This window comes from Pseudobutyrivibrio sp. C4 (genome assembly GCF_900111635.1).
Lineage (GTDB): Bacteria > Bacillota > Clostridia > Lachnospirales > Lachnospiraceae > Pseudobutyrivibrio > Pseudobutyrivibrio ruminis.
This window is the reverse complement of record NZ_FOHF01000002.1, coordinates 378,966-399,180: the sequence shown is the minus strand read 5'-3', so window position 1 is coordinate 399,180 and position 20,215 is coordinate 378,966. Positions and strand designations below refer to the sequence as shown.

Genomic DNA, 20,215 nt, shown 5'->3' with positions numbered 1-20,215 from the left:
GGCTAACCCTTAACAAATCTACAATAAATTTTCCATTACCACATTGTCGCTAAGATGTTTTCTAATAATTTTTTCTAATGCTATGCCATCCACCGGCTTTGTAACATATCCATTGAAGCCCCTTGATGTATAGTAATCATCACCTTCAGGCATTGAATTAGCTGTAAAGGCGTAAACTGGTAAATCAGGATACTTTTCTCTAATCTTTGCAACTGTTTCAATTCCATCCATACCAGGCATTAAATGGTCAAGAAATACTACATCGTATTCACCATATTTAAGCTTCTCTAAGCACTCCTCACCTGATACGGCTGTTGTCACAAATACTTTTGTTTCCTTCAATAAACCTTTTACAATTGTAAGGTTCATTTTGTTATCATCTACAACCAAAACAGATGCGTCTGGTGCTACAAAAAGTGGTGCATAAGGGCCTCTCATAGCCTCGGCAACTTCTTCGTTAAATTCGCCAATAGGAGTAGAATCAACGATTTCCTGTTCAATAATAAATTTGAACTCAGAACCTTCACCGTAGACGCTTTCACAGGTAAGTGAGCCATTCATCAACTCTGCAAATTGTTTTGATATATCCAGGCCCAGACCTGTTCCCTGAATTTCTGTGTTTCTTTCCTCATCCAGGCGCTCAAAGGCAGAAAATAGCTTGTCGATATCTTCTGCTTTTACACCAATTCCAGTATCTTTAACAGAAAACAGAATCTTACACTTGCCCATTGCCTGTTCCAGAACTGCAATCTTTAATGTAAATCCACCTTCCTCTGTATACTTAACAGCATTAGTAAGAAGATTTAATACTACCTGCTTAATCTTTCCAAGGTCACCATAAAGCTTAGCAGGTAAATTTTCATCAATATCCAAATCAAAGCTTAATCCCTTTTGGTCACTTCTAATACGAATCATTTTGACCATGCCGCGGATTTGTTCTTCTGTGCGATATTCCTGTTCAACAAGATGCATCTTTCCAGACTCTATCTTTGACAGATCCAAAATATCATTGATAAGACTAAGCAATGTCTCAGCTGCAGAACGAATATCCAACGCATAATTAACTATGGACGTATAGTAATTCTTTGGAGCCTCATCTCCATTTTCACGAAGAATCATCTCATCCATACCTATAATAGTATTAATAGGTGTTCTTATTTCATGAGACATATTTGCCAAGAATCTAGATTTTGCACTGTTTGCTCTTTCAGCTTCTTCCTTGGCTGCCTGGATTTCCTTATACTGCTTGCGAATAACAGTATTTGTCATGATTCGCCATACCAAAAGTGCAACCAACAAAGCTATTACTGCGCCTATTAAAACTCGCACTATCGCAAGTTCAAATACATGTGGTTTCTTTTCTATCGTATATACGGAATCCTGATATACTCTTTGTGTGTTATCATCAATAATCTGTAGATGAAGGGTGTATGTTCCATAGCTAAGACTTGTGTATTCCAGCGCTCCAAGTTCGCTTTGGTAATCAGTGATACCTGATTTTGAATCCCCCTCCAGGTAGATTCGTACAAGTGGGTCTGACAAGGTGTAGTTCAAGATAGCTGGCTTCATATAAATTCGGCCGGCATCTGCAGGAATAGTGTATACTCCGTTTTTATCTGGCTCTACCTCTATGCCATCGTACTCAATTTCTTTCAGGCTGATTTTAATCTCACTGGTCTGTCTAAAGAATTTGTTTATATTTACAGAATTCACACCTGAACGTCCGGCTATATACAGATTTCCATTTTCATCAATTGCATTGAAAGCATTTGCAGTAGGTATACTTGTAAGCCCAGTTGATGAATTATACAAAGCATACTCTACAATGTTATCTTCCAGCATGGATTTGGTGTCTACGCAGAAAATGCCGTACGAAGATAATACCCAGTAATTCTCATTATCATCAGCAACAATATCGAAATTGTTGTTATATGGGAAGGTCTTTACGTTATAAATCTCCCCATCTTGGATATACTGAATAGAATTGGATGTAATTATCCAATCAACTCCATGAGCTTCATCATTCTTTACACGAAGAATAACATCTGATGTAAGACCATCATCTCTGTCCAGCTTGCCAAGCTGTCCATTTGAATAATAAAACAGTCCACCACCATCTGTGCCAATGTAGATTGTTCCATCAGCACTTTCTTCCACTGTAAGACACACCTCATTCTCAAGACCGTCAGCTGCGGTAATAGTTTTTACCACCTGACCATTCTTGATAAATGCTGCTCCATCGTTTGTACCAACCAGGATTGTTCCATCTTTAGCAATAGTCGTACATCTAATTCCATCACTAATAAATCCATTTTCCTGATTGTAGAATGTCATCTGCCCATTTTCTGAATAACAGATAAGACCAAAGTCATTGTTATATGTTGATATCCACAAATTGTTTTTATCATCAACTGTAAGACATCTTATACGGGTATCTGCTAATAGTTCTGTAAGCTCATTCTCTCTAGCCTTGTACTTTTTATTAACAATATTTAGCCCTTTGTCTGTACCTATGTAAATATCCTCGCCATACAAACATGTGGAATTCACTACCTGATTTTCCAAACCGGCTAAATCAGTAATGTTTTGGAAGTTTGTTGTGACAATTTTTGCAACGCCCTGTCTTGTAGATGCAATCCACAAGTTTCCTTGATAATCAGAGGTAACCATTTCTATTCCACTACTTATAGGAATGTTTTGTGGAACATGGAAATTGTTTTTTGCATCTAAATATCCCACCTGGTCATCGCTTATTACCCACAACCTTTTACAGACATAAGTAACATTAGCTATCCGTGTTAGATAATCGGATAAATCGATAGACTGTAAATCAGAGAAATCATCAGAAAGACTTCCATGATAAAGAACTCCAGTATCACTTCCTATGTAAAATTCATCTTCTGCTTCACTATCTGGATATATTGTAGAAACTGTGCCTTCGATTATATCTGTACTTGCAAAATAATTAGTGACGGAATCGTTATTTATTACAAATACATCGCCATCCCTTGTATTTCCAACTATTCTGTCCTTGGAATCAGTGTAGAGTCGAGTAATGTATTCGTCTTTTAATCGGTCGTCCTCCAAAGCAACCACATTAAAATCTTCATCAATTGAGCATATTCCTCCCGTGGTTCCCACAAAAATATCACCATAAGAATCTTCTGCAAAGCTCCTGATAGATGATGAAGGAAGACCTTCTTTATATGTAATTTGGATATGGTCCTCGCCGTCGATAACTACAATGCCATTATCGTTTGTACCTACCCAAATCCTTCCCTTGCTATCTTCAAAAAGTGCTTTTCCATTTGTCAGACCATCTGAAGAATCGAGTCTTTCAAATGTGGTGCCATCATATTTTATAATTCCACCATAGCTTCCAATCCATATATATCCATCACTTGCTGACAAAATGCAGTTTGCATCAGAAGTAGGAAGGCCATTAGTTGCATCGTATAGTTTTGTAGCATAACCTACATCCCTTAACTGATGTGAAACCGCATAACCTCCGCCATTTCTCTCCAAATTTTCCGTAGCTGAAGAAGATCCATCTACATTTGAATCTTTCGCATAGCTATATGATGTTTGATATAAAGCTGTGACTGATAAAAGCGTTGCCGATGCCATAACTAATGCCAGCATCTTCACTGCATTTTCTTTTTTCATTTACTCTGCCCCCTAAAGCTGCAAACCAAAAAACTATTCCTGGTACTTCTTCAGTACTCTTCGAACTTCTTTTTCAGCATCTACAAATACTTCAACACATTTTGGATCAAAATGTGTTCCTGAATCCTTCACTATAATATCCATGGCCTTTTCAAAAGGCATTGGGTCCTTGTAAACTCTCCTTGCTGTCAGAGCATCAAACACATCTGCCACTGCCATTATTCTTGCAGACAGTGGGATTACTTCTCCCTTCAATCCCTCAGGATAGCCTGAACCATCCCACTTCTCATGGTGATATGCAGCCATGTTTCTGGCTTCCTTCAAATAACTTTCACCCTTAACTGTACTGATAGCCTTTTCCATAATGGCTTTTCCAGCTGTTGTATGGGTCTTCATAATTTCATATTCTTCGTCTGTAAGCTTTCCAGGCTTGTTCAATACAGCATCTGGAATATTGATTTTTCCTATATCGTGCAAAGGTGCTGACATTTCTACATCAGCGATAAATTTTGGTGTAAGTTTCTTTGAATAGTATCCCTTCTTCTTCAATCCTGCCAAAATTATCTTTACATAATCAGCAGTTTTTTGAATGTGATAACCAGTATCAGAGTCGCGGTTTTCCACCAAATCTGCCATGGTTATAATCAAACCTGTCTGCATCTGGTTAATAGCCTTTGCCTGTTGTCTAACATCCTTCATCTTTTCAGATGTGCTCTCTGTCATAGTGCAAAGGGTTCTATAAAGGTTTTCTATTTCATCCCCTGTATGAATATCAAGGGCTTTTATCTTTCGTACGTTTTCTTCAAGTGCTGTCTGATTGTCATCATCAGACATGAAATCATTGGTACATGCAGCCATACTATTTATTGGGTATACCAAGAAATATCTGGATAGCCACATACCATAAGCTAATATCAAAAGGAAGAATCCTGAGAAAATCAATACAACCTTTATTACATAGCCTTTGAAATAGTCAGAAACATAGTCCATCTTTACATCGGCGCAGGCATAGCAAACTGTGTTTCCACTATTATCCTTAACTGGATAATACTTCGTCACAACCCAACCAGATTTTTCATTCGATTCTATTGGGGCTATTTCTTCTCCAGCAAACAGAGCTGGTAAATACTCTTCAAAAGCTCCCTCAAAAGGAACTATTTCACCTGGTGCGTAAGGCTCCTCTGTTTCTGTTGCCAAATCAAATATGAACTGACAACCATCCTCACGAATACGTACCACATAAAGATACTCTACGCCTTCAAAGTTTGATCTTATGTCATAAAGAGCATTTTCGATTTCAATATAATCTCCCAGTTCGTGGCCTTTTTTTGCATAGGCATCTAGTCTATCAGTATTTATTACATTGGATGCCATTTTTGCAGCACCTGTAGCATTGGCAATATATCTATCCTTTGCATTTGTATAGAACAAGTGCATGCTTATTACACCCATAATGATTGTCATTGTAAATGCTGCCATTACAAGCATTCTTGAAACACGCTTTTGAAGCTTTCCACCATTTTTCTTGGAAGAAAGCTTAATACGCTTCAGCTCTACAGGAGTAAGTGGGCGCTGTTGCCAGCCAATATCCCATATTCCATCCAGATTCTTTTCTGGTATGAACTTCAATACCAGAAATACAATCCAAACAGAGATGCCTTTATCAACAATATTCAAACATGTATTTACAATGAAAAACCAAACATAGAAATTCAGACCAAAATGGGTAGCCATATACTCTGATAAATGGCTCACTTCTACATACTGAGGCTGGCCCAATAACAAAAGCTGAATGATAGAACCTAGTCCGCCTGCTATTAAAGCCAATATCAATATGAATACTAAGTACATGTATTTCTTTTTAAAATATTTTCTGTGCACGAAAACAGCTGTGACTCCAGCCATAAGGACGCTTAAGATTGCGTAATAGATGGCAAAAGGATTGTACAGGCTGCAGATAAGATTTGTAAAAACTGCAACCAAAAATCCCGGTAGCATACCGCAAACAGCGGCAACACCAATAGTACCTATGCTATCAAAGTACATAGGCAATTCTACCTTGTATAAAAGAAATGACAGGGCGAAGTTCAGGAATACTCCTCCAAACATCGCCACATAATTTAAGATTACACTTCGTTCAACCTTTTTTTTCATCACTCTGTCCCCCATGTTACATACGATAACACTTCTATTTTACTCAACTTTTGCAAAAATGTGTGTTTTTTTACAAAATATACACAAAAAAATGAGACCGTTGTTATAGGTCTCATTTTGTATACATTTTAAAGGGTCATGCTGATTGCTCCAAGGAGCTCTTCAACCTCTTCATCTGTTGGAATTCCATCATAGCAAAGTGCATAGTCGATAAGCTGTTCAAATGCACTCTTTCTAGATGCTTCCAGTGGAAAGAGTTCTGTAATCGGTTGTCTCCATCTGCCAAGCATTTCATTAAGCTCTCCAAGCTTTGGAGTAAGCACTTCTTTTTCTTTATTTCTAAGGAACTGAGTAAGGGCTGGACTATTGCCACTACTAGAAAATGCTCCTACTAAATTCTGCTCCTTCAGATATGATGGGAAAATAAATGAGCATTTATCCTTGTCATCCACCACATTAACAGGGATACCGCCTTCATTGCACATCATAGAAATTTGAGTATTCAGCTCATTATCGCTAGTTGCAACAACAACCAACTTCCTATCCTGAAGGTCAAGTGGCGTAAACTCGCGCTGTTCTAAAAGAAGATGATCTGTCTCCTCCGATAAAGCTGCAAGCTCCATAGAAATCTCCTTGGCAATTACATGTACCTTTGCTCCAAAATCAAGAAGTACATTTACCTTTCTAAGGGCTACTTCACCGCCACCAACTACCAGGCAGTTAGTATCAGTTATATCTACAAACATTGGAAAATATGCCATATCTGCCTCCTTGATATGTTTTCTCACCATCAGTGTATACACTATAGCAAAAATATGTGAAAAAACTATTCTTCATAAATAACACTTTTATCAATTTGAGATAAAGCAATATCTATCTCCTCCAGATATTGCTCACCAATCTTACTCATTACTGAGTTTTTCTTGGTGATATAACCTATTTCCATAACGCTGTTTGGGTTTTCCTCATCACCTTTGTAAGGGACAACAACGTATCCGTCACTGTTCAAATCTCCCCAAACAATTCCAGAGCACAGTGTATAACCGTTCATTGCGCGAACCAGGTTAAGCATTGTTGATCTATCTGTAACTCTTACAGTCTGAGGATATATGTTCTCGCTAAGAATCTCTTCTGCCAAAAACTCACTATTTTCTCCTTGTTCAAAGGAAAGACAAGGATAATCCTTCAAGTCATCAAACGTAATATATTCTTTTTGAGCAAGTGGATGCTCTCCCCACAAATAAACAAAAGCACGGCACTTGATTAGTGGATGGAACTCCACAGAATGCTCATTGAAAAGCTTATTTAAAGCTTTGCGATTATGCTCGCTTATGTAGAGAACACCGATTTCACTTTTCAGGGAGCTGACATCTTTAATAATGTTATATGTGGTGGTTTCTCTCAAGGCAAAATCGAACTGATTCATATCGTATTCTTTTGCCATGTCGATAAAGGCACGAACTGCAAATGTGTAGTGCTGTGTAGACACACCAAACTTTCTTTTGTAAGTACCTTCATCCTTATATTTTTGCATTACAATATCGTATTGACGATAGAAACCTCTGATGTCATCCAAGAATTCCTGCCCCTCAGGTGTTACTATAACACCTTTATTGGTTCTCATGAAAATGGTCAGTCCCACCTCGTTTTCCAGCTCTTGAATGGCACTGGTAAGTGTAGGCTGAACAATGTATAGCTTCTCCGCTGCCTTGTTCATTGACCCCATTTCTTCAATAGTTAACGCGTACAATACTTGTTGTAATGTCATAGTTTTATTCCCCTATTTTGTCTCTGCTAAATCCGTTAGTTAAATCCTTTAGTACCTCGCTTGCCAATACAAGTCCTGCAGCTGATGGTGCAAAAGCTATAGACCCTGGAGTTGCTCTTTTTCCAGGATTTAATGGTTCCATATCCTGTGTCTCTATTGGACTGACTGGCATTTCATCAGAAAATACCACTTTCAAATCCTTAATCCCCCGCTTTTTCATTTCTTTACGCATTACCTTGGCTAATGGGCACATTGTTGTTTTATAAATATCAGCAACTCTAAATCTACTTGGATCAAGCTTGTTACCTGCTCCCATGGCACTTATAACAGGAACTCCAAGCTCCTTACAGCGCATAATTATTTCAATTTTAGCAGTAACTGTATCTACTGCATCAACTACATAGTCATAGGTTTCGAATGGAAACTCGTGAGCATTTTCTGGAAGAAAAAAGCACTGATGAATACTAATGTCTGCATTAGGATTAATGTCTAGCATTCTTTCCTTCATTACCTCCACCTTTTGTCTTCCGACAGTGGAATGAGTAGCAATAATTTGACGATTTATGTTTGTAAGAGAAACAGTATCATTATCAACCAAATCAAAATGTCCTACCCCGCTTCTCACCAGGGCTTCACATACATATCCTCCTACACCGCCAATTCCGAAAATGGCTACTCTTTTATTCTCCAGCCCCTCCATGGCTTCCTTGCCAAGAAGAAGTTCTGTTCTTGAAAACTGATTTAACATAAATACCTCTATAACAAAAATGAATACCTACCAAATCAGTAGGTATTCATATAATATTTTTTATAATGCTATTTGTCAATATTACAAGCCCAATGTTTCGTTCATACTACCTGTACGATAGCCTTTTAAATCAAGTGCTACGTATGCAAAACCGTATTCCTTGAGCTTGTCATAAACCTTTAATCTGAATGCTTCATCATACATTCTAGGAAAATCAGAAGGACTAAGCTCTATTCTCGCTACATTGTCTCCATGAATACGTACTCTAAATTGTTTGAAGCCCTCATCCAATAAAAACTGCTCTGCTTTATCAACCATTGAAAGCTTCTTTTCTGAGATTGTCTCACCATATGGGAAACGGCTTGCAAGACAAGCAAATGACTGCTTCTCTGCTGTTGGAAGTCCAAGCTCCTTTGAAAGCTGACGAATTTCTGACTTCGTAAATCCGATATCTCTCAGTGGGCTTTTTGCCCCAAGCTCTGCAACAGCCTGTAAACCTGGGCGATAGTCACCATTATCATCAAGGTTGGAACCCTCGGCCACATAATCTATGCCCTGCTCCTTTGCAAGTGCAAACATCTTTTCAAAAAGCTCCTTCTTGCAAAGATAACATCTATTTGGTGGATTCTGTGCAAATCCATCTATTTCTAATTCTTCTGATTCAACGATAAAATGTCTAACTCCAAGCGATTTAGCATAGTCGATTGCTTCGTTCAGTTCTCTCTTTGGGAAAGAACAGGAAGAAGCAGTCACTGCAATAGCATTGTCCCCTATAGCATCGTGTGCTGCATAAAGGAGAAATGTGGAATCAACTCCACTGGAAAATGCTACTGCAACTTTTCCTAAATCCTTAAAGTATGCTTTTAAGCTTTCATACTTGCTCATCAATTCCTGATTCATAATCTACCTTTTATCGATTAAAGAACTCTACAAATTCCTCGTAGCCTTCACCTGAAAGCTGTTCCTTCTGGAACTTTTTATTTTTGTTCATACGAACAACGAGAACTGTATTGCCCTCTGCACGTGAAGCCTTTGCCTGAGCCATAACCTCAGCAAGCTTCTCTGCTGGATAGCCCTTTTCAACAAGGTAAGCAATCTTCTTGCTTGCTCCTGGAACCTTAAAGCCCTGCTCCATAAGAAGAAGGATGATACGCTCAAATCCGATTGAGAAACCACAAGCTGGTGTGTTCTGGCCTGTGAAGTTACCAATCATCTTGTCGTAACGTCCGCCACCACCGCAGCTTCCGCCGAACTCAGGGATAGCGATTTCAAAAATAGTACCTGTGTAGTAGCTCATACCACGTACAAGTGTAGGATCAAATACAAGCTCAAAATCAGCTTCCTTTGTAGCGTTAACTGCTGCAGCAATTTCTCTCATCCAATCTGCAACTTCCACATCAAGGAAATCACCAAGCTTATCAAGAAGAATGTTCATGCCTTCTGCAACATCTTTAACATTTTCAAGTGCTGCAAAAAGACCAACATACTTGTCGATTGACTCCTGTGAATATCCTGACTCAAGAAGCTCCTTAGAAACTCCATCAAGACCAATCTTGTCCATCTTATCAAGTGTGATGAAGATTGAATCGTAATCTTCCTCTGCAAAACCTGCATAAGCTGCCATTGCCTTAAGGATACGACGCTCGTTGATTCGGATTTCGAAGTTCTTGAAACCGATACGTCCAAGTGTTGTAGTTGTAGCAAGGATAAGCTCTATCTCTGCAAGGTTGCTAGGCTCACCAAGAATATCGATATCACACTGTGTAAACTGGCGATAACGGCCACGCTGAGGTCTGTCTGCTCTCCAAACAGAACCAATCTGAAGTGACTTGAATGGTGATGTAAGCTCATTTGCATGATTTGAATAGAAACGGCAAAGAGGTACTGTAAGGTCGTATCTCATACCAAAATCTACTACATCATCCTCAGTCTGTGCCTCAGGTATGTTAAGCTTTTCTCCACGCTTCATTACCTTGAAGATAAGCTTTTCGTTTTCGCCACCCTGCTTGTTAGAAAGGTTGCCGATTGACTCCATTGCAGGTGTTTCGATTGGAGTGAATCCGAAAGAACGATATGTGTCCTTGATTATAGAAGTAACGTAGTCTCTAACTTCCATTTCGTATGGAAGGATGTCTTTCATTCCATTAACTGGTTTCTTGTTTAAAGCCATTTTAAATCCTCTCTAAGTCTTTCTCTTTTTCTATCTATCATTTCATCAATTCTGTCAATGTATAATTGAACGTCCTTGACATTTTCACATCTAGTAACTGTCTTGCCATGGTCAGCAACAAACTTGCATGAGCAGCCAGCACCAAGTGCCATTATAGTTTGTTTCTCTTCCATTATCAAGATATTGTAAAGCCCCTCTTTACCTGGCATTGCATAACCAATATTCTCAAGATTTGCAGCCATGTTTTTCTGACGATAAAGGTAATATGCATTCATTCCCATATGATTTGCACAATCCAGGCAAATATCCATATGAGTCTGTGAGTTCTCTATTAAATAATCGTCATAAGACTCTCTGTCAATATTAAGACGAGCCGAATGCTTAAGAGCAAGTGAATGAACTGTAAGATTGTCTGGTGCCATCTTCTCAACTTCATCTAAAGTGTACTTTACATCCTCAATTGTCTCGCCAGGAAGGCCAAGAATCAAATCCATGTTGATGTTGTCAAAGCCAAGCTCTCTAGCCCATCCGTATACACGGTGAATATCCTCTACCTTGTGGAATCGACCAATCAAATCCAGTGTCTTTTGATTCATTGTCTGTGGGTTGATTGATATACGGCTGACTGGATGATTCTTCATAATCTGAAGCTTTTCGTATGTGATTGAATCTGGTCTGCCTGCCTCGATTGTGTATTCCAAAAGGGATTTTGTGTCAAAGTACTTATCTACAAGTGTAAGCAGCTTTTCCAAATGCTCCTCATCCAAGGATGTTGGTGTACCCCCACCAATGTAGATGGTGGTAAGGCTCTTTTCCTTGCAGGACTCTGCTGTAAAAGCCATTTCCTTTTCAACTGCATCCAGATAGTCATCTAGCTTTTTCTTCCACAGCCCAATTGGGTAGGAAGTAAACGAGCAGTACAGACAAGTACTTGGACAGAATGGAATTCCAATATAAACGGAATAGCCATTGTCATAATCTATCTTTGATAAAAGCTCATGCTCCTTGTGTGAAACCTGTAAGCTAAGGTCGATTTTTGCATCGGAAGTACGATAGGTATCCTTCATGTATGAAGCAATAGCCTCATCATCTGTGCCATCTTCTATCATGCCAAGGCTGATTTTAGTTGGGCGGATGCCTGTAAGAGTACCCCATGGCAATTCCTTGCCGGTACGCTTGCTAAGACTTTCATAGATGGCAAGCTTCAGACGATTCTTTGTGTCTGGTCTGTCAGAATAATCGATTTCGATTTCTCTGCCATCCAGGGTGAGAACATTGTCTGAGTAATTAACCTGCATCGAAAAAAGAAGCCCTGCATCCTCAGGTGTGGGCTCTGTAGAGATTTTGACCTCTTCCTTTGGATAAAAGGCTTTAACTAGTGAATAAATATCATATTCAAAATTATCTTCGTTTAATTGTATGTAAATCATAAAAATGGATTGTATATCCTTTCTGTACCGATAGTGGTTGGCTCGTTGTGACCAGGGTAACAGATAGTATCATCTGAAAGAGTCATAAGCTTTGACTTGATTGAACCTACCAACTGACTCATGGAACCGCCTGGAAAATCTGTACGTCCCACGGAACCACTAAACAATGTATCTCCGGTAAAAACTATATCTTCATTAGGGAAATAGAAGCAGCATCCACCTGGTGTGTGACCTGGTGTGAAAAGGCACTTGATATGAAGTCCTGCTAAATCTATTTCCTCATCGTCCTTCAAAAAAACATCCGCGCTATAGCTTTTGGATTCTCCAAACATATCTCCGGAAAGGTTGATGCTTGGATTTTTAAGCTCCTCTGCTGTAGCCTCGTGTGTGTAAACCTTTATTCCATATTCCTTTGCTGTGGAAGCAGCCTCTCCTGCATGATCAAAATGACCATGAGTCAGAAGGATCGCAACAGGCTTTGTGCCAGTGCTTTCCACTGCAGACTTGATACGCTCAAAAGCTGAGCCTGGATCAATTATGATTGATTCATTTGTATCTTCATTTATGGCTATATAGCAGTTTTCTGCCGCTGCTGGCAGAAGTACTTTTCCTACTTTCATCTTATCCTCTAGGTCTTTCTACGTCGATGATAGACTCAACCTGCTTAATCTTTTCAACCAAAGAACGAAGCTGCTCGCGGCTTTGTGTACCAAACTTGATAGTGATGGTAGCAACGCCCTGTTTGCTTGTCTTGGAATGGATTGAGTCGATATCTATCTCTCTTTCGGTGAATATACGTGTGATATCTACCAAAAGTCCTGTACGGTTGTTTCCGTAAATATTGATTTCTGTGAGGTATACTCCGCCCTTCTTGCCATCTTCCTCTGCGTCACGAGCCCACTCGGCCTCGATGAGACGTTCCTTTTCGAATTCTGGAAGATTAATCATATTGATACAATCGGTACGGTGAATTGATACACCTCTTCCTCTGGTAACAAAACCTACGATTTCATCACCTGGAACTGGATTACAACACTTTGAGAAACGAACTGAAACATCGTAAAGTCCGCTAACTGTAATACCATTTTTAGACTTTGGCTTAGCTTCCTTGCCTGAACCAGAATGCTCTGCCAAAATTTCTTCGTCGGTAACCTTAACTGGGTGATCCTTCTGCCATGCAGAGAACATTCTGTTAATAACAGCGCCTTCTTTTATGGCTCCCTGACCAACTGCTGCGAGGCAATCCTCCCAGCTGTGGAATCCGTATTTATTAATGATGATTTCCTGGTATTTAGGCTTGTTTATATCGCCAAGATCCACACCTTTTTGCTTTGCAGAACCAATGAGAAGTTCCTTACCTTTAGCGATATTTTCGTCCTTTGACTGACTGCGGAACCACTGATTGATTTTGTTCTTTGCCTGTGAACTTTTGACAATACTCAACCAGTCACGGCTTGGGCCGTTTGTATTCTGAGATGTGACAATCTCGATACGGTCTCCGTTTTGGATGACGTAGTCGATTGGCACAAGCTTGCCGTTGACTTTGGCACCAATCATTTTATTTCCTACTGCCGAATGGATGGCATAGGCAAAATCGATAGGTGTTGAACCGTTTGGCAGATTCTTAACATCACCTGATGGGGTGAAACAAAATACTGTATCAGAAAACAGGTTCAAATCTGATTTTAATAAGGAAGAAAACTCTTTATTATCTGAGATTTCCTGCTGCCACTCGAGGATTTCACGAAGCCATGAAAGCTTTTCTTCCTCGCCCATAACAGTAGAGCCTTCACCGCTTTCCTTGTATTTCCAGTGAGCTGCAATACCGTATTCGCTAGTACGATGCATTTCGTATGTACGAATCTGGATTTCGAATGGCGCACCATTAGGTCCGATAACTGTAGTATGCAAAGACTGATACATGTTTGGCTTTGGCATAGCGATGTAATCCTTGAAACGACCTGGAATAGGTGTGTACATTTCATGGATAACGCCAAGTGCTGCATAACAGTCCTTGATAGAATCTACAATGATTCGAACTGCAAATAAATCGTATATTTGATCGATGGTCTTGTGCTGATTAACCATCTTTTTGTAGATGCTAAAGAAATGCTTTGCACGGCCATATACCTCTGCATCGATTTCCGCATCCTTTATATGCTTTGAAACATCCTCTACAAGAGAATTAATGTATTCTGTACGCTGACTCTTTCTGAGTGCGATTTTTTCAACTAAGTCGTAGTAAGCATCTGGCTCCAGATACTTAAGTGAAAGGTCATCAAGCTCGATTTTAACCTTACTGATACCAAGACGCTGAGCAAGTGGAGCATAGATTTCCATGGTCTCACGCGCTTTTTCCTTTTGCTTTTCAGGACGCATGTACTTTAGAGTACGCATGTTGTGAAGTCTATCTGCAAGCTTGATAAGGATGACACGGATATCCTTTGCCATTGCAAGGAACATCTTTCGAAGGTTTTCCGCCTGGATTTCCACCTTATCCGCATCATAATTTAACTGACCTAACTTTGTGACACCATCCACAAGCTCTGCAACTTCGTCAGAGAACTCTGCTGCTATCTCTTCCTTTGTATAGATGGTATCCTCAACAACGTCGTGAAGAAGACCAGCCACGATTGTTTCTTTATCAAGTTCCAAATCAGCAAGGATAATTGCAACGCAAAGTGGATGAATGATATATGGCTCACCAGATTTACGCACCTGTCCCTCGTGGGCTTTGTGTGCAAGGTTGTAGCCCTTTTCAATCATAGAAATGTCTGTATTAGGATGATATTTGCGCACTCTATCAATGAGCTCCTTGTAGAGCTCGTCTGGATCAACAAAGTCCGCAGTAGCGATGACACCCTGGCTTTCAAAGGCAATCTTATTTTCTAGCTTTTCTAATTCGTCCCTGTTTTGAACTGCCATGATATCACCACCTTCCATGAAAAAATTATTAAATATTATATAATTTAACACCTTAAAAATCAATAATTCTAGGCGTATATCTGTGGTGAAATATTAGTTTAGCCTAAAATCTTATTTTGCTTAATGTGTAATATGCATATATCATATTATTTTCTAACTGGTTGTACAGTAAATGATAGTTCTAACTGTTTAAAAATCTTTAGCATAGTAGCTAAATTAGGTATACTAACTCCTGATTCTATTCTTGCAACTGAAGAATGGGGAATTCCACATAAGGTCGCCAATTCTCTTTGTGATAAATGAAGATTATGACGTTGCTGAATCATTGCCCCAACAATGGCAGAAATTTCTTCTGCCTCATCAATATCCCTGCTCAATTTAGAATTTGTTTTTCTAACTTTTTCTTTGTACTTAGTCCAATCACTCATCATGATTACCCCTTTCTTGAAATCCAGTCATCGCGTTCCGTTTTTGCTCTTTCTATCTCTCGACGAGGAGTTTTCTGTGTCTTTTTTCTAAAATGATGCAATAAAACATAAGTATCATCTTTAAAAAAGAAAAATAACACTCTGTTATTCCCAGGTCTCAACTCCCATATATCTTCTTCCAGATGCTTAGTAACATTTTCTCCTAGTTTAGTTCCATAATCTTCTAGAAACTGAATGTACTGTATTGCTTGTTTGTATTGAATCCTTGCGTCTTTGTTATTCTCAGCTTTTTGTGAAAGACCTTCTAGAAACTCCTCTATATCGCACTCTCCTCTTACAGTGCGATAAAAGTCAATTTGAAACATAAAATATCCTCGTTTCCTTATTAATCATGATAGCATCAATGCGTTCATTAATCAATTAACTGATTAACTAATATAAAGAATTATACCAAGGCATATGTCCATAAATAATCTCATCCGACACAAATTTGAGATCTTTAATTGCTATTTTAACCATAAAAAAGCGCTTAATGTAAATCAGTATAGGAAAAAGGACCGCCTTTTTTTGATATGACTACACCCTTCATAAATCTAAATTATCATAGAAGTTCCATATTTACAGAAAAAATTTCATAGGCTCAAAAGAAGGGATGTGAATTGAACACATCCCTGAATACTTAATTTCTATATTTAATAAACTATTCATTTACTTCGAAAAAATGGCCAAATACCCACAAAGCCCTATCGACATCTCGATTTGTTTTCCATTCATCTTCGTTTCCATAATTATCTTTGCAAAATTCATTCAGGAGTTTTATATAATCACAATATATTCCGTCTTCTAAAATATTTTGTGCTGCTGTTGTTTCCTTTGAAGGTAACTTGCATCCCCGAACAACTGATGCATTCGTTATTTTTAGTTTTTTATAACTCTTTTTCAACTTCCATATAGCAAGTGATGCCATGGCAAAACGATCATAGATAGGAAAATCGCCACCTGTTATGAAATGAAGAAGAGTTATAAGGTAGACCGTACCTATACCCCGCATACTCTTTTTATTATTATTTGCCAAACTCAAGATGGCTTTCCAAGCAGATTGAGCATCTTTATTTTTACAATACTCTTTTCTTATTCTTATCAAGTCAGTAATTGCTGGTGTTAATTCTGTCATTGTGACTACAGCTTGATAAGGAATTTGTAAGGATACAAACTTATCCCCATTCTCTATCCAATTTGCATCATATGAGATTTTGGGCTTAGTTTCAATACTCTTTGAATGGTTGATTTTTCCAGTTTTCCAGGCGAGGATTCTAAAAATATCCACCGGATCCCAATCTTCTTTATTCCAAACATCATATATCTTATCTTCTACCCATTTGCATGAACCTTTTATGCCTTTAGGAGGGGCAATCTTTTGCTTGTTAGTATCTATAATAGAAGTTTGTTCATTTTTATCCTCAGAAATAAAATAGAATTCACTATACTTCTTATCAAACTTGACACTAACACCTAAATTTTTACAAACATCAATTTGTAAGTTGCTTGGAAAACCATCATTTTCCTCTGACTCGTATTTCATCCATTCTGTAAAACTCATTTTTTACACACTCCTTTAAATATATTTAGATGAATAAAATTCTTCTCCAGTTTCAAGACAAATAGCGGCAAGCCTACCATCTGGCATGCCACATCCACAATCTATTGCTATATGATTTAGATTCTTATAAATTCTACCTGGATTTTGATTACCTTCTATAAATTGTGTTGGAGTATGTCCTGTAACTACAATAGTATCTTCAAAATATTGAATATTATAATTTGCCCTGTCCCAAACAAGATTTTTCAACGAATAGTCTTCAATTGTTTTTTGAGGACTATATTCTCCAAGCCCTGCATGAACTAATAAATATTTCTGCCCGTTTATAATGAGTTCTTCATACATTGAAAAATCCACAATAAAGTTTAATATCTCATTACGTAGTTCTTGATCTAAAGATTTGAATTCTTCGATTGTTGAAGCACTTCCATTTCTTTGCCAATCGATGAGATTGCCCAATAATTCTACGTCTATAGAATCAACAGACGTAGTAGTTATTTCAGTATTAAAAAATCTAAGGCCATCTAACGCCATAAGTTCATGGTTACCTACTATGCAAACCACGTTAGACATTTCCATCAATTTTAAAAGCGTCTTAATAGGATTCGGGCCACGATCTACTACATCGCCGAGCACATAAAGTGTATCTGTATCCTTTAGTTTTATTAAATCTAATATTTCTACAAACTGATTATAATAGCCATGGATGTCACTAATCACATAATTCATTCATACACCCTGTATCCTTCCCTTAGTTTTTTCTTTACTTCTTCGCGAAGCGATAAAGGTTCTAATATTTCGACATCAGGTGCATAGCTCTGCGCAAACTGAATCATTGCAGATTCATTTACATTGACCCTGACGCATACACTATCTTCTGTTTCATCGTAAAACTGAACATCTTTACCAAACATATCAATAACATCACTAATCATAGATTTGATAATGCGGAAGCAAACTGTAGAATCATCACTAGCATACATGTAAACATGATTTTTCATGTATTCGGCAAGATTTAATCGTTGGCCTTTTGACCATTTCAAATTTTCGAATGGCTTTGCCTTTGCATCTAATATTTGTATTTTTGCAATACGATCAACTCTGTAGTTAGATATATCGTCATAGGCGTCATAATTGCAAATCAAATAGTACTTTCCTTCTTTAGCCACCATCTGATAGGGGCTTACAACATAAACGCGTTCGTCACCTTCTTGGTTTAGCTTTACATGTTGTTCCTTATCAGTCCCATACTCAAGATATTTAAATGAAACCTTTCGCCCTTTACTAATTGCTTCATCAAGTACATCTATGTTGTAAAAGATCTGTTTATTATTAGTTTTATCTTCGGGCATTGTAGAGATATAACTCATATTTGAACGAAAATACTTGTTAGAGAGTGATTCTAGTTTTGTTACCAATTCTTTACATTGGCTATAAGGCAGATGCTTTGAAAACAAAAGTGAATCAATTAACAATCTAAGCTCGGGTTTGGAAAAATCTCTTACCAGATAGAAGCTAGACATGATAGTACTTTCTTCTACTTCTCCAGTTTTTTCATTTCGTATCATCCTAGTTGTTTCCTGAGATTCAATTTCATAACCAAGTTCTATTAAATCCATTAGATTACTTTTGATTGTACGACGATCTATTTCCATATCGTAATCTTGCTTTAACAAGTCCAAAAGTTCGGCTTGCGTTAAACGATGATTCTCGTCAGTGTACTTTTTCAATATCTCTAATGTGTTAAAAAGACTTAATTTCTTAGACTGTCTACCCAATGTCATTATTCCTTTCTGTTACACCTATTATTCACAAACTTCTTTTAATTTGCTTAGAACTTTAACCATTGCATATGTATCCAAGCCACAATATTTCAAAAGATTTTTTCTTACAACTTTAATCTCTTCTGGTGTTTTATTTTGCAAATCAGCAAAAGCTGCAGATGCCTCGCTACCATTATGAACCCCATCGAGAGAATGATAGTCCAACTCGGGATCATCTGGAAAAAGAGCCGGTAAAACATATTTAATGGAGTATGAACCCTGCATTGCTCTTGTATAATAATGCTGCTTTTGGAACGGAATCATAAGGTCATGAATATTGTCACGAATTGCTAGCAAATGGTCCGCAAGATCTGGAAATGTATCTGCTAAATGAGCTAAGACGCGTCGTTCAAATGACATATTGTAAGCCAAAACACATACGTCAACCGGAAAATCTTTACATAAGCTTTCGGCAATTGCTCTTCTTGGATCACTGCCTTCTTTAGCTAAAAATTCCTTATGCTCCAATGTTCCATCTTCATGTTCAATGTGAAGTGAGTATTGGAAAGGTATCTGTTCATAGGGATGAAGCCCCTCATATTCTGGAATGGCTTGCTGAAATGTTTCAAAATCCAAATGATACAGTGGATACTGTAATGTATCTAGAAATACCTTTATATCATTTGGTAATATTACATCTGTTTTTTTATAATACTCAGTTTCAACCTGTTGAAGCTGTTTGGCGCTTAGCTTAGGTTTTAATCGAATAATATCTTCAAAAGTTATAATACTTTGATGATAATACTCATACTTCTTAGATGCATATAGCCCCCTTATATCAAACACCGAGGCTTTTGGAATATTTCTCCTGCAATACTCATAGTAAGCACATTCATAAGGGACCTCACAACAGAGATCAATATCCTTTACTGGTTCTTCTGTACTTTCTTGAAAAAGACGAATACTTCTTATATTGTCTTCAACCTCCTGATATTTCTCCTTTACAACATCAGTGTAATCTTCAACTTTAAAAAGCTTATCTAGTTCTAAATCACCGTGACGACAATAAGACGAATCTATATGCATAATGAAAGCATTTTTAACCTTTAGTCCACACTTAATAAGCACATAATATTGAAATGCCACATCATCAATGTAAATATCTTTTACACTGGTTGCACTTTTTACTTCAACAATACTGCACTCATCACCTTGTATTTTCAATAAGTCAACTGAACAGAATAATCCATCTAGGTAAAAAGAAGCTTCGGCTATAGTTTGATTGGCGATTTCTGCTTCAAGAAGTTTTTTTGTATCTGAAGCCATGATTGTTTTGTCAATATTAAATTCAACAAGGTTATATGCTCCAAAATAATTGCGAGCTAACTCTCCAACCTTTGACCCAACGTCCATTGCTGAAGAATCACTGATTTTAGCCTTTTCACTCATATGTTCATCCATCCAAAGAATCTTTGGACATTGAACACCTTTACAATATTTTGATTTACTTAATTCTATTTGTTTTCCCATAATACATTCTTCACCGATAGTCTAGATAGTACT

At 37.9% G+C, this 20,215-nt stretch carries 16 protein-coding genes; all 16 read right to left on the bottom strand.

The annotated features are described in order from the left end of the window. Window positions 1-18: 18 nt before the first annotated feature. Window positions 19-3,666, bottom strand: a complete 3,648-nt coding sequence (locus BMY66_RS05790; protein ID WP_090394486.1) for a hybrid sensor histidine kinase/response regulator — start codon at window positions 3,664-3,666, stop codon at window positions 19-21. A gap of 33 nt (window positions 3,667-3,699) precedes the next feature. After that, entirely contained in the window at window positions 3,700-5,820 is a 2,121-nt protein-coding gene (locus tag BMY66_RS05785) for an HD domain-containing phosphohydrolase (protein WP_177175590.1), read from the bottom strand. Window positions 5,821-5,948: 128 nt separating this feature from the next. Next, complete coding sequence (locus BMY66_RS05780; protein WP_090394484.1) at window positions 5,949-6,581, bottom strand: precorrin-2 dehydrogenase/sirohydrochlorin ferrochelatase family protein; 633 nt, start codon at window positions 6,579-6,581, stop codon at window positions 5,949-5,951. 65 nt (window positions 6,582-6,646) lie between these two features. Next, a complete protein-coding gene (locus BMY66_RS05775; protein ID WP_044937330.1) occupies window positions 6,647-7,588 on the bottom strand; it encodes a LysR family transcriptional regulator in 942 nt (313 codons plus the stop codon). A 4-nt stretch (window positions 7,589-7,592) separates the two neighbouring features. After that, window positions 7,593-8,336 (bottom strand): tRNA threonylcarbamoyladenosine dehydratase, encoded by a 744-nt coding sequence (locus tag BMY66_RS05770; protein ID WP_090394483.1) that lies wholly within the window; start codon window positions 8,334-8,336, stop codon window positions 7,593-7,595. 81 nt (window positions 8,337-8,417) lie between these two features. After that, complete coding sequence (gene larE / locus BMY66_RS05765; RefSeq protein WP_090394482.1) at window positions 8,418-9,236, bottom strand: ATP-dependent sacrificial sulfur transferase LarE; 819 nt, start codon at window positions 9,234-9,236, stop codon at window positions 8,418-8,420. 10 nt (window positions 9,237-9,246) lie between these two features. Further along, on the bottom strand, window positions 9,247-10,506 hold the full coding sequence (gene hisS / locus BMY66_RS05760; RefSeq protein WP_090394481.1) for a histidine--tRNA ligase: 1,260 nt from the start codon (window positions 10,504-10,506) through the stop codon (window positions 9,247-9,249). Then, window positions 10,497-11,936 carry a coproporphyrinogen dehydrogenase HemZ gene (gene hemZ, locus BMY66_RS05755; RefSeq protein WP_090394480.1) on the bottom strand — a complete coding sequence of 480 codons (1,440 nt, stop codon included), beginning with the start codon at window positions 11,934-11,936 and terminating at the stop codon, window positions 10,497-10,499. Before hemZ ends, hisS begins: the two co-directional genes overlap by 10 nt. After that, window positions 11,933-12,556, bottom strand: coding sequence for an MBL fold metallo-hydrolase (locus BMY66_RS05750; RefSeq protein WP_090394479.1), 624 nt, complete (start codon window positions 12,554-12,556; stop codon window positions 11,933-11,935). Before BMY66_RS05750 ends, hemZ begins: the two co-directional genes overlap by 4 nt. A gap of 1 nt (window position 12,557) precedes the next feature. Further along, complete coding sequence (locus tag BMY66_RS05745; protein WP_090394478.1) at window positions 12,558-14,861, bottom strand: RelA/SpoT family protein; 2,304 nt, start codon at window positions 14,859-14,861, stop codon at window positions 12,558-12,560. Between the two features lie 146 nt (window positions 14,862-15,007). Next, window positions 15,008-15,292: a helix-turn-helix domain-containing protein gene (locus BMY66_RS05740; RefSeq protein WP_330387061.1), complete on the bottom strand. Its 285-nt coding sequence runs from the start codon at window positions 15,290-15,292 to the stop codon at window positions 15,008-15,010. 2 nt (window positions 15,293-15,294) lie between these two features. Further along, window positions 15,295-15,654 (bottom strand): type II toxin-antitoxin system RelE/ParE family toxin, encoded by a 360-nt coding sequence (locus BMY66_RS05735; protein ID WP_090394477.1) that lies wholly within the window; start codon window positions 15,652-15,654, stop codon window positions 15,295-15,297. A 335-nt stretch (window positions 15,655-15,989) separates the two neighbouring features. Beyond that, window positions 15,990-16,889, bottom strand: coding sequence for a hypothetical protein (locus BMY66_RS05730; RefSeq protein WP_090394476.1), 900 nt, complete (start codon window positions 16,887-16,889; stop codon window positions 15,990-15,992). Window positions 16,890-16,904: 15 nt separating this feature from the next. Next, window positions 16,905-17,618 carry a metallophosphoesterase gene (locus BMY66_RS05725; RefSeq protein WP_090394475.1) on the bottom strand — a complete coding sequence of 238 codons (714 nt, stop codon included), beginning with the start codon at window positions 17,616-17,618 and terminating at the stop codon, window positions 16,905-16,907. Then, window positions 17,615-18,673: a helix-turn-helix transcriptional regulator gene (locus BMY66_RS05720; protein WP_090394474.1), complete on the bottom strand. Its 1,059-nt coding sequence runs from the start codon at window positions 18,671-18,673 to the stop codon at window positions 17,615-17,617. The genes BMY66_RS05725 and BMY66_RS05720 overlap by 4 nt, the downstream gene beginning before the upstream one ends. Before the next feature lie 21 nt (window positions 18,674-18,694). Continuing rightward, window positions 18,695-20,182 (bottom strand): DUF2779 domain-containing protein, encoded by a 1,488-nt coding sequence (locus tag BMY66_RS05715; protein WP_090394473.1) that lies wholly within the window; start codon window positions 20,180-20,182, stop codon window positions 18,695-18,697. Window positions 20,183-20,215: the final 33 nt, after the last annotated feature.

What these genes read in the sequence shown, in the direction of transcription:
- hemZ (WP_090394480.1), bottom strand. Translation starts at nt 11,936, where the DNA reads ATGATTTACATACAATTAAACGAAGATAATTTTGAATATGATATTTAT.
- BMY66_RS05780 (WP_090394484.1), bottom strand. Translation starts at nt 6,581, where the DNA reads ATGGCATATTTTCCAATGTTTGTAGATATAACTGATACTAACTGCCTG.
- BMY66_RS05750 (WP_090394479.1), bottom strand. Translation starts at nt 12,556, where the DNA reads ATGAAAGTAGGAAAAGTACTTCTGCCAGCAGCGGCAGAAAACTGCTAT.
- BMY66_RS05740 (WP_330387061.1), bottom strand. Translation starts at nt 15,292, where the DNA reads ATGATGAGTGATTGGACTAAGTACAAAGAAAAAGTTAGAAAAACAAAT.
- larE (WP_090394482.1), bottom strand. Translation starts at nt 9,236, where the DNA reads ATGAATCAGGAATTGATGAGCAAGTATGAAAGCTTAAAAGCATACTTT.
- BMY66_RS05735 (WP_090394477.1), bottom strand. Translation starts at nt 15,654, where the DNA reads ATGTTTCAAATTGACTTTTATCGCACTGTAAGAGGAGAGTGCGATATA.
- BMY66_RS05770 (WP_090394483.1), bottom strand. Translation starts at nt 8,336, where the DNA reads ATGTTAAATCAGTTTTCAAGAACAGAACTTCTTCTTGGCAAGGAAGCC.
- BMY66_RS05785 (WP_177175590.1), bottom strand. Translation starts at nt 5,820, where the DNA reads ATGAAAAAAAAGGTTGAACGAAGTGTAATCTTAAATTATGTGGCGATG.
- BMY66_RS05720 (WP_090394474.1), bottom strand. Translation starts at nt 18,673, where the DNA reads ATGACATTGGGTAGACAGTCTAAGAAATTAAGTCTTTTTAACACATTA.
- BMY66_RS05775 (WP_044937330.1), bottom strand. Translation starts at nt 7,588, where the DNA reads ATGACATTACAACAAGTATTGTACGCGTTAACTATTGAAGAAATGGGG.
- BMY66_RS05725 (WP_090394475.1), bottom strand. Translation starts at nt 17,618, where the DNA reads ATGAATTATGTGATTAGTGACATCCATGGCTATTATAATCAGTTTGTA.
- BMY66_RS05745 (WP_090394478.1), bottom strand. Translation starts at nt 14,861, where the DNA reads ATGGCAGTTCAAAACAGGGACGAATTAGAAAAGCTAGAAAATAAGATT.
- BMY66_RS05715 (WP_090394473.1), bottom strand. Translation starts at nt 20,182, where the DNA reads ATGGGAAAACAAATAGAATTAAGTAAATCAAAATATTGTAAAGGTGTT.
- hisS (WP_090394481.1), bottom strand. Translation starts at nt 10,506, where the DNA reads ATGGCTTTAAACAAGAAACCAGTTAATGGAATGAAAGACATCCTTCCA.
- BMY66_RS05790 (WP_090394486.1), bottom strand. Translation starts at nt 3,666, where the DNA reads ATGAAAAAAGAAAATGCAGTGAAGATGCTGGCATTAGTTATGGCATCG.
- BMY66_RS05730 (WP_090394476.1), bottom strand. Translation starts at nt 16,889, where the DNA reads ATGAGTTTTACAGAATGGATGAAATACGAGTCAGAGGAAAATGATGGT.